We start from the raw sequence: 15,663 nt of genomic DNA, 5'->3' as shown, positions 1-15,663 counted from the left end.
TGACTTACGCAACACAATCGCAACAATATTATTTCATAAATCAAAGATATGTAATGTCGTTTTCTTAAAATAATCAAGTTTATTGGATTATTTTTGCGACAATAACTCGAATTTACACAATAACATGCCAACATTACAGAACTGCAAGAAATTTATCGTCTGATTGCACATACGGCGAAATACACGGATATCGTCGCTATACGGCCCCTGATCCGCCCAAAACCCGCTTCCAGCCCGCCCGCAGCCACCAGCCCCTAGCGCCCCGCGGTCATGTGCATTACCTGTGTGTTCATGGCCCGTTCCCCCTCGAAATCGCCCGCAAAGTCCCCCAAGCCGGTTCACACCCCGACCGGCACCATCGGCGTCTCCGAGGCGGGCATCCCCTTCCTCCACGACACCCCTGCCGCCAGCCCCCTCACCGGCCCGCGCCTCGTCCCCGAGATCGCACCCGGCACCCCCGAAGGCTGGCAGCCCCACAGACCGGAGCGCGGCGGCAGCAAGCTCTCCAAGCCCTTCCGTCTGGAAACCCGCTACACCCCCGCCGGCGACCAGCCGCAAGCCATCGCAGAGCTTGTCCAGCAAGCCACCGAGGGAGAGCAAAATCAGGTCCTGCTGGGCGTCACCGGCTCCGGCAAGACCTTCACCATGGCCAAGGTCATCGAACAGACCCAGCGCCCCGCCCTGATCCTCGCCCACAACAAGACCCTCGCCGCCCAGCTCTATTCGGAGTTCAAGGCCTTCTTCCCGGACAATGCGGTCGAGTATTTCGTCTCCTACTACGACTACTATCAGCCCGAAGCCTACGTCCCGCGCACCGACACCTATATCGAGAAAGACAGCTCCATTAACGAGCAGATCGACCGGATGCGCCACGCCGCCACCCGCGCGATCCTCGAGCGAGACGATGTGATCGTCGTCGCCTCCGTCTCCTGCATCTACGGTATCGGCTCGGTCGAGACCTACACCGCCATGACCTTCACGCTAAAGGTCGGCGACACCATCGACGAAGCCAAGCTCCGCGCCGACCTCATCGCCCTGCAATACAAACGCAACGACCTCCACTTCGAGCGCGGCATGTTCCGCAAGCGCGGCGACACCCTCGAAATCTTCCCCGTTCACTTGGAAGACCGCGCATGGCGCATCTCCCTCTTCGGCGACGAGATCGAAGCCATCGAGGAGTTCGACCCCCTCACCGGCAAAAAGACCAATGCGCTGGAACAGGTCACCGTCTACGCCGCCAGCCACTACGTCACCCCGCGCCCGACGCTCAATCAGGCCATCACCGGCATCAAGGCCGAGCTAAAGGAAACGCTCGACTGGATGAACGAGAACGGCAAGCTGCTGGAGGCCCAGCGCCTTGAACAGCGCACCCGCTTCGATCTGGAAATGATGGAGGCCACCGGATCCTGCGCGGGCATCGAGAACTACAGCCGCTGGCTCACCGGCCGCGCCCCCGGCGAGCCGCCCCCCACCTTCTTCGAATACATCCCCGACAATGCCCTGCTGTTCGTCGACGAAAGCCACGTCACCGTCGGCCAGATCGGCGCGATGTTCCGAGGCGACTACCGCCGCAAATCCACACTGGCCGAGTATGGCTTCCGCCTGCCCTCCTGCATCGACAACCGCCCGTTGAAGTTCGAGGAATGGGACGCCATGCGGCCCCAGTCGGTCTTTGTCTCCGCCACCCCCGGCCCGTGGGAACTGGAACAGTCCGGCGGCGTCTTTGTCGAACAGGTCATCCGCCCGACCGGCCTCATCGACCCTCCGGTCGAAATCCGCCCCGTCACCGGCGAGACCCGCAATCAGGTCGATGATGTCATTGACGAGGTAAAGGCCACCGCCCGCGCGGGCTACCGCTCCCTCGTCACCACCCTCACCAAGAAGATGGCCGAGGACCTGACCGAATATATGCATGAGCAAGGCGTCCGCGTCCGCTACATGCACTCCGACATCGACACGCTGGAACGCATCGAAATCCTGCGCGACCTGCGCTTGGGCAGCTTCGACTGCCTCATCGGCATCAACCTGCTGCGCGAAGGTCTGGACATCCCCGAATGCGGCCTCGTCGCCATCCTCGATGCCGATAAAGAAGGCTTCCTGCGCTCGGAAACCTCCCTCATCCAGACCATCGGCCGCGCCGCGCGTAACGTCGATGGTCGCGTCATCCTCTATGCCGACCGCATGACCGGCTCGATGGAACGCGCCATCACCGAGACCAACCGCCGCCGCGAGAAGCAACAGGCCTATAACGAGGCCCACGGCATCACCCCCGCCACGGTCAAGCGCGACATCAAGGAGATCATGGACTCCCCTTACGAGTCCCGCGAGATCGACCGCTTCACCAATCCGGGCGTGAAGGAAGAAACCAAGCCCTTCACCGGCTCCAACTTCCAAGCCGCCCTCAAGGATCTGGAAACCCGCATGCGCGACGCCGCCGCCAACCTCGAGTTCGAAGAAGCCGCCCGCCTCCGCGACGAGATCAAGCGCATGAAGCTGCTCGACCTCGAGTTCGCCAACGAGGCGCTGACCGGTGCCGGAGAAGAGGTGGACAAGTCAGCGCCTAAACGCTGGCGCAAGGAGGCTGCGGCTGAGAAGGCGGAGGCGTTTAGGCGGGGGCGTTAGACAGCTAACCGTCTGCTCTAAGACGGACATTCACTGCTTTAAGACGCCCATCCGCGTTTGAGATTACGTCATAATGAACATCGGCTCCCCCGCACATCGATACCCAAACTGAGTGCTCAACGTCTGCAGAGTGAACAAATGTATCAATCCCAGCTACATCCCGCAGAAAGCCATACTTCTCCTGGCGCCCCGCATCCTTTAATACACCTAACTGCCTAGACCCGACCTTGTTATCAGTTGTCGAAGCATGATCACCCAATACGATCTTTGATATTTCAGATATCTTGGCTTCAATCTCATCTACTAAGTCCAAGCGGCTCACTCGACCAGATCGTCTAATGATATTTAACGTTGGCGATATCTTTGCTAGATGATCAATATATGTCTGATCTACTAGAGCAACATCAACACCACAAAGGCATGACAGAAGAGAACAAATCTTCTCTAGAGCAGATTCAAAATCATCGTTTCTTACATGAAACTCAGACCATCTTACGAACAACTGAGCCTCTATATCTGCATTAACCCTTCTATCCCTCATATCTCTTAAGTTTAGATTATTAAGTTTTTCAATTAGCTTGTAAGCTTCTTCGAATTTATACTGAAAAAAGTTATTCCGTATAGATTCTCTAATTACTTCAGGACTATCTGGATCCATATTTAGAGCAATTGCGTAATGATCACCGGCTTTTTCGTACATAGCAAGCGCTCTTGAAATAAAACCTGCATACCAAAAATGAAGTTGCGGCTGAGAGCTATCTAGATCTAACGCAGCCTCAAAAGCATCGCTCGCTCGGCTAACATCGCCTCCTTCGAACGCTACAAAAGCTTCGGCTCGATAAAGTTCAAAGTAGTCAGGAACTAACACTTTACAGCTAGATATTAATCTATCAGCGTCATCAAATTTACCATCTCTAGCAAAAGAATATGCTTGCCTTAACTTTGTTGCAGCCAAAGCTTCGGATCTAGACCTTACAATAAAGTTTTTTCTATTATACCTCTTTACATTATTAGCCCGTTCATTTTGCAGAAGCCCTTCTAACTTCCTATACGCCGAAACATACTCAGAGACATCGCTGTCTTTAATGCCTATAACACGAGTGATATACGCCTTCACAAGCTGTCGTATTGTATACGCATTTTCAAATTTTGAGCGCGGATCAACCTCGATGATAGCAAATCTAGTCAATTCCTATATTGCAGCCTCTACCCTAAGCGGATCCATACCCGATATATGAGAAATTACGGCCGCGGAACAAGAATTTGGTATTGATGATATAACTATTGCTACAGATTTCGCGTCAGCGCCTAAATATTCGACTATATTTTCAATACAAAATGTTAGAGCCACCTTCGGATTTGCTGTAATCTTATCTGGATCCAAGCCAGAATGGACACCAAGCGCAAACCACTTCAACATCAGAGGCTTGTGTCCGATTTTTTTCATATACCTTGAAATAGTGTTTGCATTCATCCTTCTTATAGAAGGTATACCGTAAGATTCAGCAAGTCTCTTTAGAAAACCCCTTGCCTCTCCTTCTGCAAAATCTCCAACATGAACAGAAAGATCGTGGCCAAGTGGCACGCGAGGTGTAAATAGTATTTTACTTTCGCCAGGAACATCTTCAGCGAATTTTTTTATTCTATCATCTATAATGTTTTCTAAATTATCTATAACAAGAAGTATCTTATTAGAAGAAAGCAGATCTCTAATTCGCGATAAAGAATCACCATCTCCAGGCTCCAACTGGTCTGCAATTTCCTCAAATAACTCTAAAGAATCTGCAATGGCACCTTCAATTCTAGTAATTTCGTGCACTGATAGTTTAGAAGATTTAGCTGAAAACCAAACGATGGCGTCAAAATCATGATCATTTGCATCGATCATTCCATATAGAGTCTGCAAAGCTAATGCAGACTTTCCACTTCCGCCCTCACCAAGAACAGTGACAACCGGGTGACGCCCTAAGAGTTTTTTCTTCAGCTCTCTTTCCAACTGAGGACGAGGCACAAATCCTGTATCCTCATAATCTGGAAGAGGGAGATTATTAAGAGTAACTGAAGGGGCATACTCACCATCCAAAAACGATACGCTTCTAGACATAAAGTAGTCTGGGTTTTCATTATATTTTTTATAAGACTGATGAAGATGAGGCCAATAATTCTGATGTTTTATAAAATCTTCAGCTGAAGAAAATGCTACGCTATAGTCAGTAGTCGTCAATGGGCGACCATGCATAGCGGAATTTCTAATCGGAATTAGATTTTAAATAACAGAATTTATACCTATAAAGTAATCAGACTTAGAATTATCTAACAGATGTTTGTTTCGCATCAATATTTGATACTTATCCCCTAAATCCAATCCTTTAACTAACTCGAAGTCATCACTTGGATCAAAAATTTGACTTTCTCGTTTTTGAAGCCGAAGCAATGCTTTATTGCGCTCAATTGAATTTAGAAGCTCATCTGAGACAATGGATATGTCTCGTAGATGAGAAATCAAATCGGTTTCCATTGAGTCAAATAAAATAAAAAGTGCAACTCTTTGATATGTTGCCATAGCTTCCCCCTACGAATGAATTCATTCATCTTTTCTGACGTTTATCCTACCGTCAAGTATATACATCACTGTTAGCGCAATTCTTTTCTCGCCCTACCTTCCACCCGTGCCATCCTTTCTGCGTTCCGTCGCATGGAGGGCTCGTAAGGCCTGCGGACCTGCGGCGACGGGAGTGGATGGAGCGGGGTCCGCCCCTCCGGCTGAGGCTTGGCCCCACGCAACGCAACCAACCCAGTCACCCATACCCGCCGTCATCCTCCGACTTGATCGGAGGATCCAGAGCAACACCAAACCTTGCACGAAGCGGAGCATTCTGAGTGGCCCGCGGTCGTCGGCCCTACGGGACCTCCCGACCCGACGCGGGCGTGGCGACGGGATTGGATGGAGCGGGGTCCGCCCCTCCGGCTGAGGCTTGGCCCCGCAACAACGCTTGACGCCCACGCCGTTCTAACCCCTCCTGTATCTCGCTGATCCACGGAGGGGTTATGAACGCTTTCAGCTTCAACGCGCTCGCCAAGTCCGACCGTATCCTGATCCTTGCCTTGGCCACCGCCCTTGCCGTGTTCGCTCTCGGCTCCGGCCTGAATGCGCTGGCCGACATCGGCGCAACCCTGCACAACCTTGTTTGCAGCCACTAGCAAAACTTTTTAACGCTCATCCCAAACCACCAACCGCAAAGGCTCCAACACACCTTCGCGCCATTAAGCTCGCCCTACCTTCCATCCGTGCCATCCTTCTCGCGTCCCGTCGCATGGAGGGCACGTAAGGCCTGCGGACCTGCGGTGACGGGAGTGGATGGAGCGGGGTCCGCCCCTCCGGCTGAGGCTTGGCCCCACAAGGGGACCAAACCCCGCCGGAAGGACCGGAGCCGATGGAGTTTGCAGTAACGTTCGCATCGAACGGCCACTGGAGTGTCTGGAGTCAGCGCCGCTAGGTCGTGCGTGTAGTCCGGCAACATTCTGAGTGGCCCGCGGTCAGAAGGCTCCGCCTTCTCGACCCGACGCGGGCTAGAACTCCGGCAAGGGTCGAGGTGGAAACTCGGACCGTGCCAGCAGGACGCCGCAGGTGTCCGCTGCCCGCCACCGGCACTGGGAGTAACCGCCAACAGCGGTGCCTGCCCTGGTAAAAACTAGCCGCGTCGGGTCGGGAGGTCCCCAAAGGGGCCGACGATCGCGGCCAAGCTAGGAAAGCTGGTGAATAACCGTCTGCGCGGGGCGCGTGCCTTTGCCGAAACGGAACCAAAACCTATGCCGGGCAAAGCCCGCGCGCCCCGCCTGCCCTCCAACCACACGCCCGACGGGCGATGTGGCTTTCGTCGTGCCTAAATGATTTTCGTCATCCTCCGACTTGATCGGAGGATCCAGTCCCCCCGCACGCCCTCAACCAGCGAGCCGCCGCGCGGCAAACGCTAGGGCGAAGAAAGAAAGGAAACCGCCCTCAAGCCGCGAGCGTCCGCGACGCGAGCATAGGGCCAACAAAAATGACCCGCCCCAAACCCAAAAACTACCCGTCGCGCTGGCTCCCCACACAGACCCGAGCCACCCCGAATACATCAGCCCCCGCGAGGAACGCCGCCTACGCCGCGAACTCCTCCAACGCATCGACCACCTCTTCATCATCGCCGACGCCAAAGGCTACGGCCCCCTAACGTCATCCCCCGACTTGATCGAGGAACCCAGCGGCGCGCAAACCGCGAAACAGCCCCCACATCAGATTGAATAGACGCCCCCTCTACTCCCCCGCCCGCGTCGGGTCGGGAGGTCCCGTAGGGCCGACGACCGCGGGCCACTAAACATGCCCGCGTCGGGTCGGGAGGTCCCGCTAGGGCCGACGACCGCGGGCCACTAATCAAGCCCGCGTCGGGTCCGGAGGTCCCGTTAGGGCCGACGACCGCGAGCCACTAATCAAGCCCGCGTCGGGTCGAAAAGGCGGAGCCTTTTGACCGCTGGCCAAACATAAAGAGTGTGCAAATAACCACACCCCGTTCGGCAAATGTGTCTAAAATCGGTCAAGGTGTAACAACAGCGGAACCGCCGCACCGACCGGCAGTTAACTCCTTGCGACCTATCGAAACAGAGGCTTTTCCAAGCAGGGAACCAGTACAATGTCCGAACCGGACAAAGACACCGACCGCACCGCAAATCTGCGTCTCGTCACCGAACCCGCCAGCGCGGCGGTTTACGACCTGATGCGCGCGCCCGAGAGCACTGCCGAGCGCGTCAAGCGCCTTCAGGCCGAAGCCCGCGCACTGGCTCTGGAACAGGTGACCGCACTGGAAGACGCCCTGATGGTTGCCGCCAAACTGGCCCGCGAAATCGCCGAAGGCGGCGATGCCTATCCGGTCGGTGCCCGCGAAATCGCCTCGCGCCTCACCGAAGAACTCCCCTCAAAGGCCGAAACCATCAAGGTCATCGTCTCCAAGGCGCATGTTTAAGGAAGTGCCCTAACGCTCACCGCGCGGCGGTTCGCTCCTTGAGGGCACCCGCTGGAGGCGGGACAGCCCGCGTCGGGTCGGGAGGTCCCGCAGGGCCGACGACCGCGGGCCACTAAAAATGCGCGTCGAGCATTAGGGCCAACTTAAAATGAACTCACATCCCGATATTCGGGATGCCGCTGCAACCATGTCCGCGCATAGCCGCACTGCGGATAAAGCTTCAGCCCCTGCGCCCGCGCATGCTCGGCCAATGCCTGCATAAACCTGCCCGATGCGCCAGTCCCGCGCAGCGCCGGATCGGCCTCGACATGCAGCAAAACCCGCGTATCGCCGCGCACCGCATAATCGGCAAACACGATGCGAACCTGCCCCTCGCCATCGGCAAAATCCTGCTCGTAGCGATGCTCGGAAACGACGTCTCTCAGATCCATCAGCCTACTTTCTCTGCTACAGCCAACCACGCGGATTGGCGATCACCTGCCCCTGCTGCAAAGCCCGCAAGCCCCGCATCCCGCGCACCAGCGTCCAGATCAGCATGGCAAAAAGCACAAACACACCCACATTGACCACGATCAGGATCGCCCCGATCACAATCGACGCCAGAGCAATCATCAAGGTGCGCTTCTGATACTCGCGGTGGCTGCGCCCCAGAGCATCTTCCTGCTCTGAACCCCAAAGCACACTGGCCAGACCCACTACGCCCGCTACGCCAAATGTCGGCACCGTCAACAGGATCAAGGCATAGGTCGCCGACAGTCCGATACGATCCACAATCGCGCCACGGCGGCTGAACTCGGTCATTGAATGCCTCTGGAGGATAAAAACGCGACACCGATCATGCACCGGCACCCTGCCCGCAAGCAATCGCCGAAGTCGCAATTAACGCGCGTAAGAAACCGTACAGCCTGCCGCCTGTGCACCGGCGATCGCTTCGGGCTTGTCCACCTTCACCCGCACCGCCAGCACCCGCATGTCTTCCAGACACGCCAGCGCCACCTGTTCGGCAAAGGTTTCCACCAACTCTATATGCCCGCCCGATGCCAGCGACCGCACAATGCGCGCCACACCGTCATAATCCAGCGTATCGGCCAGTTCCCGCACCGGTGCTGCGCCCAGATCAAGCTCTACGTCCAGAACCAGCGGCTGAAGGCGGCCCATTTCGTGGGCATAGACACCGATACCGGCCTGAACCTCCAGACCGCGCACATGCACCGTCATCCCCTGACGGCGCGGCAAGCCTTCCGCAAGCGACAGAGCCGTTACTGTCATGCCCAGCTCTCCGGCGGCAGGATGTCATTGATGCTGTTATCGGCACGGTCGCACCAGCCCGCCAGCGGCCATGCGCGCTCGGCATCCGTCAGGCCACGCGCCAGAACCGTATTGGTCGGCGTCTCTTCAATCCCCAGTTCCGCCAGACGGAACGGCAGGGCCTCGGCGGCAATGATGGCTTCCATCTTGCGCCACAGGGCGATGACCAGTGCCTCGGTCGTCGGATCGCCATCCACCACCAGCACCTGTTTCAGGCGCTGCGGCTCATGGTCTTTGAAATAGTTCAGCAGGGGGTCGGTCGCGTTCAACTGGAACGCATGATCCAGACTGCGATCCACAAACCCGTGCCAACGCGTCTTCAGGCGCTCGAAGCTGGCGGCATAGTTGGCCCCGCCAAAGTCGATCTCGGCCAACGGCTCCAGCGTCACCGAAACAAACTCGTTATGCCCGTGCGGCACGGCACACTTGGACGCCGCATCGGCAATAAGCCGGTGCGCCATCGAAAAGCGGCGGGTGAAACGAACAGCAGGCATTCAGAAACTCGGTGACCAACAGGGCCTATATAGGGAGATTAAAAGGCTCGCGCATCAACACCGCACACGCGACAAAGTAAAGGCGTACTTCAGTCTTTCAGCGCCGGATCCAGCGAGATGTCGCGACCGCGCGGTTTCAGGCTCTCGCCACCATCGACCGTAATAATCTGTCCGGTAATACCCTTCGTCTCCAGAAGGAAACGTACGCTCGACACCAGATCATCCAGACTGGTGCCACGGCCCAGCGGCGTATCCACCCACGCCTTGTCGTAATCGGCGTCTGTCTGCTCACCGCTACGCAGTACCAGACCGGGCGAGACTCCATTCAGCCGCACCTCGGGGGCCACCGCCAGTGCCAGCGCCTGTGTCAGTCCGCCCAGGCCCACCTTGCCCGCCGTATAGGACAGGAAATCGGGATTGGCCGCGACCAGCTTGTGATCAAGGATATTGACCACCGCGCCTTGCCCGCCCTGCTGCTTCACCGCGCGCACAAAATCGCGGACCAGAAACACCGGCGCGGTCAGATTGGCGGCAATATGGGCCTCCCACAGGGCGTCGGTCAGCGTCTCCAGATTATCGTATTCGAACATGGAGGCGTTATTGATCAGGGCATCGATGCGCCCGAAACGCGCCACCACCGCAGGGATCAGCCCCTCGCGTCCGCCCACCTGGGCCAGATCGGCATAAAAGGTCTCGGCCTGCCCACCCGCATCACGAATACCGGCCGCCACAGCCTGTGCATCCTCGGCACCACCGCGATGGTGGATAGCAACCGTCCAGCCCGCTGCGGCCAGACCCTTGGCCAGACCCGCTCCGACGCGCCGCGCCGCGCCGGTTACCAGCACGACCTTACCGGTCATTGAGGCGACCTTTTGCGGAACAGTTCGACGCCCGCACCCGAAGCCTCGTTAAACACCTGCGGCTTCTCGATCCGAACGCGGCAGGCTTCCACCAGCGGCAGTTCGAAACAGGTGCCGACGACTTCCTCGGCCAAGGTTTCCAAAAGCTCGACGTGCTCGCGCCCCGCCCATCCCTGAATTTTCTGGCGCACATGGTCGTAATTAATGAAAGCGCCCTCTGCCATCGGCAGGGACGCGAACATCTCGACATTAACGATCAGGCGTGTCGGGCGCTCGGGATGGCGCTCCCACGGATGCAGGCCGACACTGAGGTCAACCACGACATCCTTCAGGAAAACCCGCACATGGTCGGAGGCCGTTCGCCAGTCCATGACGCCAGCCTCCATACCGATCTTAGTCAATGCGGCCGAACTCGTAGAAGTTCACAGCAGCGATAACGGCGATAAAAGCAAAAATGATGGCGATGGCCAGCATGGTGAAATCTCCCTGTTCGCTTCCGAATAGAGGCAGTGCGGCCCCTATTCAAGCCACCCGTCCACAGCCTATCGTTATTCCATGACCCAATGGCGCACCCGCATCGAGCCTTTCACCCGCCCCCTGTTTTTTGTCTGGTCGCGGTTGAGCCGCGGCATGACGCTAGGTGTACGGGTGATTGCCACCGACGAGCGTGGCCATATCCTGTTGGTCAAACATACCTATCTGCATGGCTGGTGGCTGCCGGGCGGCGGCGTGGACAGAGGCGAAACCACCCACGCGGCGGCGGTTCGCGAAGTACGCGAGGAAGCAGGCCTGATCGCCACGTCGGAACCGCGCCTCGTGTCTATCCATTCCAATGAACGCTTCTTTCCCGGCGACCATGTGGCCGTCTTTCACATCGACAGGTTTGAAATGACTGAACGCACCAGCCATGGCGAGATTGCCGAAACCGGCTGGTTCGCCCCCGATGCCCTGCCCGATGACATCACCGTCGCCAGCCGTAACCGCATCCTCGAATATCTGGGCCAGAAGGCCGCCACCCCCGAATGGTGAAAAACGTGAGTCAGCCCGTATTACTGATCATGACGATACTGGTGCTGGCAGGAGCTGCGACCGCGTTTCAAGGCCCCACCAATGCCCGACTGGCATTGGCCGCAGGCTCGACCATCAATGCCGCCTTTGTTTCCTTCGCCATCGGTACGATCGCTCTGGGTCTTGTGGCCCTGTTTCTTCAGGCCCGCCCGGATGCCCAGGCCCTACGCACCCTGCCATGGTGGGGGTGGCTGGGCGGTCTATATGGCTGTCTTCTTGTCACCGCACTGGCTTGGGGCGTTCCCAAACTGGGCGTTGCGACCACCCTTGTTCTGGCCATTTCCGGCCAAATGGTCATGGGCGTCATCCTCGACCACTTCGGGGCGATGGGGACGCAAGCCCATCCAGTCAGTCTGACCCGCATCGCCGGAATTGCACTGGTGATCGTCGGCATGCTTCTGATCCGGCGCGGCTGATCCTATATTCAAACCTGAATGACCGAATCCACCGACGCCCCCCTTCCCCTGCAGGCCACCGCCCTGATCGCCGACGAAGCGCGCCGAGCACCGGACAAACCGGGCGTGTATCGCATGTATGGCGAGGATGGCTCATGCCTCTATGTCGGTAAGGCCAAGTCCTTAAAGAAGCGCATCGTCCAGTATGCGCAAGGGCGCTTTCACACCCAGCGTATCGGCCTGATGGTCAGCCTGACCCGTTCAATGGAACTGGTAGTCACCAAGTCCGAGAACGAAGCTCTGCTATTGGAAGCGGGCTATATCAAAAAGCTCAAGCCGCGCTTTAATGTTCTGCTGCGTGACGACAAGTCGTTTGCCGAGTTGATGATCCGTCGCGACCATCCCGCCGCGCAGGTGCGTAAACATCGCGGCGCGCACACTATTGAGGGTGACTATTTCGGCCCGTTTGCCTCAACATGGGCAGTCAACCACACCCTGGCGACGCTGCAAAAAGCCTTCTTGCTGCGCACCTGCACCGATGCGATTTATGAAAGCCGCACACGCCCCTGCATGCTGCACCAGATCAAGCGTTGCTCGGCCCCTTGCACCGGTGAGATCAGTCTTACCGACTACAACATCATGGTCGAAGAAGCGGGCGACTTCCTGCGCGGTAAATCTCGCGCCATCATCAAACACCTGTCCGACGAGATGCAGCAGGCTTCTGATGACATGGAGTTCGAAACCGCCGCTCGCCTACGTGATCGTATCCGCGCCATGTCAGCCATCGCAATGGAATCCAGTGCCCACGCCTATGGTATTGAAGAAGCCGATGTCATGGCTGTGCATGTGGATGGCGGTCAGGCCTGTGTGCAGGTCTTCTTCTATCGTGCAGGCCAGAACTGGGGCGGGCGCGCCTATTTCCCGCGCATTGATCGCAGTGATGACGAAGCTAATGTCATCTCTGCGTTCATGGCTCAGTTTTATGAAGACAAACCGGTCCCGCGCCTGATCCTGACCAACAGCAAACCACTGGAACACACCCTGCTTGAAGAAGCCTTCTCGATGAAGGCGGGCCACAGGGTCGAGATCGCCCGTCCCCAGCGCGGCGACAAGAAGTCACTGGTCGAAAACGCAGCAACCAATGCCCGCGAGGCTCTGGGTCGCAAGCTGGCCGAAAACTCGGTCCAGTCGAAAATCCTTGATGAAATGACCGAGGCTCTGGGTCTGGAGAGCCGTCCCGAGCGGATCGAAATCTACGACAACGCCCATATTCAAGGCTCCAATGCCGTGGGCGGCATGGTGGTGGCTGGCCCCGAAGGGTTCCGCAAAAACCAGTACCGCAAATTCAATATTCGTGGCGAAGACCTCACCCCCGGCGACGATTACGGCATGATGCGGGAAGTTATGCGTCGTCGCTTTGGTAAACTGGTCAAGGACGAGGATGCCGGTGAAATCGTCGAACGTCCCGACCTTTTGCTGATCGATGGCGGCGCGGGGCAACTAGCCGAGGTTCTCTCCATTCTGGACGAACTGGGTCTGGATGACATCACAGCTGTCGGTGTCGCCAAGGGACCGGACCGCGATGCCGGTAAAGAGCATTTCTTCATGCGGGGCAAACCTCCCTTCATGCTGCCGCTCAAGTCACCCGCGCTCTATTACATCCAGCGCCTACGCGACGAAGCCCACCGTTTCGCCAATGGTGCCCACGCCAAGCGCCGCTCGATCGACATCAAGAAGAACCCCCTGGACGAAATCGAAGGCATTGGTCCGACCCGCAAGAAGGCGCTTTTACATGCCTTCGGTTCGGCCAAGGGTGTCTCGCGTGCTTCGGTCGAGGATCTGGCCAAGATCGACGGTATCAACATGGCCATGGCCGAGCGTATCCACGCCTTCTTCGCCCGCTAAACCGTCAAACTTCGCCCTGTTTTTTCGATCACAAATGTAAGGTTTCGGGTTGAGTTACGCGAATCTCTGCTGCTTGACACCGCGCATGATTACAAAGCTCACCCAAGGTTACCGCCGCTTCCGTGAGGACCGTTGGCCCTCGGAGAAAGCTGAATACGAGTTGCTGGCCAAGGGCCAGAAACCGCACACCCTGATCGTCGCCTGTTCCGACAGCCGCGCCGATCCAGCCCTGATTTTCGACACAGCCCCCGGTGAACTTTTCGTCGTGCGCAACGTCGCCAATCTTGTGCCGCCCTATGAACCGGACGGCAAGCTGCACGGTGTTTCGGCAGCCCTCGAGTTCGGCGTCAATGTTCTGGGTGTCAAACAGATCGTAGTCATGGGTCACGCAGGCTGTGGCGGCGTCAATGCGATGATCAATGGCACGCCGGACAACTGCCGCGACTTTGTTCTGCCTTGGGTGGAACAGGGTGTGCCGACCGTGCGCCGTGCTTGCGAGGACTGGCCTGCCGATCAGGCCGAGCGCGTGGCCGAAGAAGCCATTGTGCGCCTGTCTTTGGACAATCTACGCACCTTCCCTTGGATTGCTGACAAGGTCGAGCGCGGCGAACTGCAACTGGTCGGCCTGCATTTCGGCATTGCCGATGGCAAGCTGACGCGCGCCGGTGACGCCCCCCGTTTCGAGCCTCTCGACTAGGTTGAATGCCCCGTTTTGTGGCAGACCTCGCTTCTGCCCACAAAGCGTGGCACATCTGGTGGCTCACTTACGGAAGACGTTATGGCGACTGCCCTCAAGCCCAACCCCATCCCCAATATCCTGACCGGCCTTCGCTTGGCCGCCGGTGTGGTGATGTTCCTGCTACTGGCCGGTGCCACCAGCGGAATCCCCTTCGTTTCGGCAATGCTGAGCCCCGATGACCAGTTTGCCATGTATCGCATCGGCTTCTGGATTTTCGTCATCGCAGCCTCGACCGACTGGATCGATGGCTATCTGGCGCGTCGCTGGAATGCCACCACCCGCTGGGGAGCTATCCTCGATCCCATCGCCGACAAGATTTTAGTCACCGGCGCTATTCTCGGCGTGCTGACCTCCGGTTCGGTGCAACAGATTATCATTCCTTGCGGTCTGATCCTTTTCCGGGAATTCGCTGTTTCCGCCCTTCGCGAAACCATGGCCGGTCGTATCACCCTGCCGGTCACGCTGGCCGCCAAGTGGAAGACTACGCTGCAAATGGTGGCTCTGGGCTGCCAGTTGTTTGCTCGCAACTGGGACGGCTTTGGCCTGCCCTTCGACTATCTGCCGCACTTCCAGCTGTTTTCGGACGTGCTGATCTGGCTGGCGGCTATCGCCACCATCTGGACCGGCTGGCAGTATTTCTCGGCTGCCAAAAAGCAAATGTAGGACCTGTAAGCCGTATCAACCACTTACAGACAAAAGGCGCTGACTTCGCAGTCAGCGCCTTTTTATTGAAGGTTCGCACGGAGATTTCAGCTCAGCTTCTTCTCCATCACGACGAAGTAAAGGTCATCACGCTTCGCATCGCCAAAACGTGGATCATGCAGCGGGAAGGACCGTGTCTCTGATGTCAGCACATAACCTCTGCGCTCGTAATAGGCGATCAACTCCTTACGCTGGGCGATGACAGTCATCTCCATCACCCTTGCGCCAAAGCCACTGGCAGCGCCCTGCTCGGCTACTTCGATCAGTTGGCGGCCAAGACCACCGGCCTGACGTTGCGGATCAACCGTCAGCATCCCCAGATAGCCGCGTCCGTCGCCCCGGTTCGAGACGTTCACACAACCCGCCAGCTCATCATCAATAAAGGCCAGCGTAATCGTCTGTTCCTTATCGTTGATAATGTCCGACAGTTCGTCAGCATCGGTGCGCTGGCCGTCCAGAAGGTCGGCTTCATGCGTCCAGCCCACCTTGGCCGAAGCACCGCGATAGGCGCTTTCAACCAAGGCATGCAGGGTTTCGATATCGGCAGTCGTCGCGGCGCGAAACGTCACGTCC

General features: G+C 57.4%; 18 protein-coding genes. 8 read left to right on the top strand and 10 right to left on the bottom strand.

All coding sequences use genetic code 11. The annotated features are described in order from the left end of the window. The first annotated feature begins 291 nt into the window (after nucleotides 1–291). Entirely contained in the window at nucleotides 292–2,622 is a 2,331-nt protein-coding gene (gene uvrB, locus WEU32_RS03050; protein WP_406852818.1) for an excinuclease ABC subunit UvrB, read from the top strand. A gap of 4 nt (nucleotides 2,623–2,626) precedes the next feature. Here the strand turns inward: uvrB and WEU32_RS03045 are convergent, their stop codons facing one another. From WEU32_RS03045 to WEU32_RS03035, 3 genes are read right to left on the bottom strand one after another with little or no spacing between them, the layout of a single operon-like run. After that, nucleotides 2,627–3,811, bottom strand: coding sequence for a tetratricopeptide repeat protein (locus WEU32_RS03045; protein WP_406852817.1), 1,185 nt, complete (start codon nucleotides 3,809–3,811; stop codon nucleotides 2,627–2,629). 3 nt (nucleotides 3,812–3,814) lie between these two features. Beyond that, a complete protein-coding gene (locus WEU32_RS03040; RefSeq protein WP_406852816.1) occupies nucleotides 3,815–4,861 on the bottom strand; it encodes an NB-ARC domain-containing protein in 1,047 nt (348 codons plus the stop codon). A gap of 27 nt (nucleotides 4,862–4,888) precedes the next feature. Beyond that, the gene (locus tag WEU32_RS03035) at nucleotides 4,889–5,185 is read right to left on the bottom strand and encodes a hypothetical protein (protein ID WP_406852815.1); all 297 of its coding nucleotides are present in this window, start codon (nucleotides 5,183–5,185) and stop codon (nucleotides 4,889–4,891) included. A 485-nt stretch (nucleotides 5,186–5,670) separates the two neighbouring features. On the opposite strand from WEU32_RS03035, the gene WEU32_RS03030 reads away from it, so the two are divergent. Together WEU32_RS03030 and WEU32_RS03025 are read left to right on the top strand one after the other, a co-directional pair. Continuing rightward, complete coding sequence (locus WEU32_RS03030; protein WP_406852814.1) at nucleotides 5,671–5,823, top strand: hypothetical protein; 153 nt, start codon at nucleotides 5,671–5,673, stop codon at nucleotides 5,821–5,823. 1,466 nt (nucleotides 5,824–7,289) lie between these two features. Then, nucleotides 7,290–7,619 (top strand): hypothetical protein, encoded by a 330-nt coding sequence (locus tag WEU32_RS03025; RefSeq protein WP_312135040.1) that lies wholly within the window; start codon nucleotides 7,290–7,292, stop codon nucleotides 7,617–7,619. Between the two features lie 143 nt (nucleotides 7,620–7,762). Here the strand turns inward: WEU32_RS03025 and WEU32_RS03020 are convergent, their stop codons facing one another. From WEU32_RS03020 to WEU32_RS02995, 6 genes are all read right to left on the bottom strand, one after another. Next, on the bottom strand, nucleotides 7,763–8,050 hold the full coding sequence (locus WEU32_RS03020; protein ID WP_312135039.1) for a GNAT family N-acetyltransferase: 288 nt from the start codon (nucleotides 8,048–8,050) through the stop codon (nucleotides 7,763–7,765). Between the two features lie 16 nt (nucleotides 8,051–8,066). Further along, nucleotides 8,067–8,420 carry a serine/threonine protein kinase gene (locus tag WEU32_RS03015; protein WP_406852813.1) on the bottom strand — a complete coding sequence of 118 codons (354 nt, stop codon included), beginning with the start codon at nucleotides 8,418–8,420 and terminating at the stop codon, nucleotides 8,067–8,069. A gap of 78 nt (nucleotides 8,421–8,498) precedes the next feature. Then, on the bottom strand, nucleotides 8,499–8,888 hold the full coding sequence (gene folB, locus WEU32_RS03010; RefSeq protein WP_406852812.1) for a dihydroneopterin aldolase: 390 nt from the start codon (nucleotides 8,886–8,888) through the stop codon (nucleotides 8,499–8,501). Continuing rightward, nucleotides 8,885–9,421 (bottom strand): 6-pyruvoyl trahydropterin synthase family protein, encoded by a 537-nt coding sequence (locus WEU32_RS03005; RefSeq protein ID WP_406852811.1) that lies wholly within the window; start codon nucleotides 9,419–9,421, stop codon nucleotides 8,885–8,887. Before WEU32_RS03005 ends, folB begins: the two co-directional genes overlap by 4 nt. Before the next feature lie 89 nt (nucleotides 9,422–9,510). Next, nucleotides 9,511–10,281, bottom strand: coding sequence for an SDR family NAD(P)-dependent oxidoreductase (locus tag WEU32_RS03000; RefSeq protein WP_406852810.1), 771 nt, complete (start codon nucleotides 10,279–10,281; stop codon nucleotides 9,511–9,513). Beyond that, a complete protein-coding gene (locus tag WEU32_RS02995; RefSeq protein ID WP_406852809.1) occupies nucleotides 10,278–10,682 on the bottom strand; it encodes a dihydroneopterin aldolase in 405 nt (134 codons plus the stop codon). The genes WEU32_RS03000 and WEU32_RS02995 overlap by 4 nt, the downstream gene beginning before the upstream one ends. 154 nt (nucleotides 10,683–10,836) lie before the next feature. Here WEU32_RS02995 and WEU32_RS02990 point away from each other — a divergent pair, with 154 nt between their 5' ends. The 5 genes from WEU32_RS02990 (at nucleotide 10,837) to pgsA (ending at nucleotide 15,051) form a co-directional block, all read left to right on the top strand. Further along, complete coding sequence (locus WEU32_RS02990) at nucleotides 10,837–11,310, top strand: NUDIX domain-containing protein (RefSeq protein WP_406852808.1); 474 nt, start codon at nucleotides 10,837–10,839, stop codon at nucleotides 11,308–11,310. Between the two features lie 5 nt (nucleotides 11,311–11,315). Then, complete coding sequence (locus WEU32_RS02985; protein ID WP_406852807.1) at nucleotides 11,316–11,765, top strand: DMT family transporter; 450 nt, start codon at nucleotides 11,316–11,318, stop codon at nucleotides 11,763–11,765. Nucleotides 11,766–11,783: 18 nt separating this feature from the next. Continuing rightward, nucleotides 11,784–13,649, top strand: coding sequence for an excinuclease ABC subunit UvrC (uvrC, locus tag WEU32_RS02980; protein WP_406852806.1), 1,866 nt, complete (start codon nucleotides 11,784–11,786; stop codon nucleotides 13,647–13,649). 85 nt (nucleotides 13,650–13,734) lie between these two features. Further along, the gene (locus WEU32_RS02975) at nucleotides 13,735–14,346 is read left to right on the top strand and encodes a carbonic anhydrase (protein ID WP_312815361.1); all 612 of its coding nucleotides are present in this window, start codon (nucleotides 13,735–13,737) and stop codon (nucleotides 14,344–14,346) included. A gap of 81 nt (nucleotides 14,347–14,427) precedes the next feature. Next, the gene (pgsA, locus tag WEU32_RS02970) at nucleotides 14,428–15,051 is read left to right on the top strand and encodes a CDP-diacylglycerol--glycerol-3-phosphate 3-phosphatidyltransferase (RefSeq protein WP_406852805.1); all 624 of its coding nucleotides are present in this window, start codon (nucleotides 14,428–14,430) and stop codon (nucleotides 15,049–15,051) included. Nucleotides 15,052–15,137: 86 nt separating this feature from the next. Here pgsA and WEU32_RS02965 read toward each other — a convergent pair whose 3' ends face one another. Further along, nucleotides 15,138–15,659: a GNAT family N-acetyltransferase gene (locus WEU32_RS02965; protein WP_406852804.1), complete on the bottom strand. Its 522-nt coding sequence runs from the start codon at nucleotides 15,657–15,659 to the stop codon at nucleotides 15,138–15,140. Nucleotides 15,660–15,663: the final 4 nt, after the last annotated feature.

The sequence above is a fragment of the Brevundimonas sp. BH3 genome (assembly GCF_045345115.1).
Taxonomy (GTDB): Bacteria; Pseudomonadota; Alphaproteobacteria; order Caulobacterales; family Caulobacteraceae; genus Brevundimonas.
The sequence above is the reverse complement of the archived record's forward strand: the minus strand, read 5'-3'. Positions and strand labels throughout refer to the sequence as shown.

Coding starts and splice junctions, on each gene's coding strand:
- uvrB (WP_406852818.1), top strand. CDS start 292: ATGGCCCGTTCCCCCTCGAAATCGCCCGCAAAGTCCCCCAAGCCGGTT.
- WEU32_RS03040 (WP_406852816.1), bottom strand. CDS start 4,861: ATGCATGGTCGCCCATTGACGACTACTGACTATAGCGTAGCATTTTCT.
- WEU32_RS03035 (WP_406852815.1), bottom strand. CDS start 5,185: ATGGCAACATATCAAAGAGTTGCACTTTTTATTTTATTTGACTCAATG.
- WEU32_RS03030 (WP_406852814.1), top strand. CDS start 5,671: ATGAACGCTTTCAGCTTCAACGCGCTCGCCAAGTCCGACCGTATCCTG.
- WEU32_RS03025 (WP_312135040.1), top strand. CDS start 7,290: ATGTCCGAACCGGACAAAGACACCGACCGCACCGCAAATCTGCGTCTC.
- WEU32_RS03020 (WP_312135039.1), bottom strand. CDS start 8,050: ATGGATCTGAGAGACGTCGTTTCCGAGCATCGCTACGAGCAGGATTTT.
- WEU32_RS03015 (WP_406852813.1), bottom strand. CDS start 8,420: ATGACCGAGTTCAGCCGCCGTGGCGCGATTGTGGATCGTATCGGACTG.
- folB (WP_406852812.1), bottom strand. CDS start 8,888: ATGACAGTAACGGCTCTGTCGCTTGCGGAAGGCTTGCCGCGCCGTCAG.
- WEU32_RS03005 (WP_406852811.1), bottom strand. CDS start 9,421: ATGCCTGCTGTTCGTTTCACCCGCCGCTTTTCGATGGCGCACCGGCTT.
- WEU32_RS03000 (WP_406852810.1), bottom strand. CDS start 10,281: ATGACCGGTAAGGTCGTGCTGGTAACCGGCGCGGCGCGGCGCGTCGGA.
- WEU32_RS02990 (WP_406852808.1), top strand. CDS start 10,837: ATGACCCAATGGCGCACCCGCATCGAGCCTTTCACCCGCCCCCTGTTT.
- uvrC (WP_406852806.1), top strand. CDS start 11,784: ATGACCGAATCCACCGACGCCCCCCTTCCCCTGCAGGCCACCGCCCTG.
- WEU32_RS02975 (WP_312815361.1), top strand. CDS start 13,735: ATGATTACAAAGCTCACCCAAGGTTACCGCCGCTTCCGTGAGGACCGT.
- pgsA (WP_406852805.1), top strand. CDS start 14,428: ATGGCGACTGCCCTCAAGCCCAACCCCATCCCCAATATCCTGACCGGC.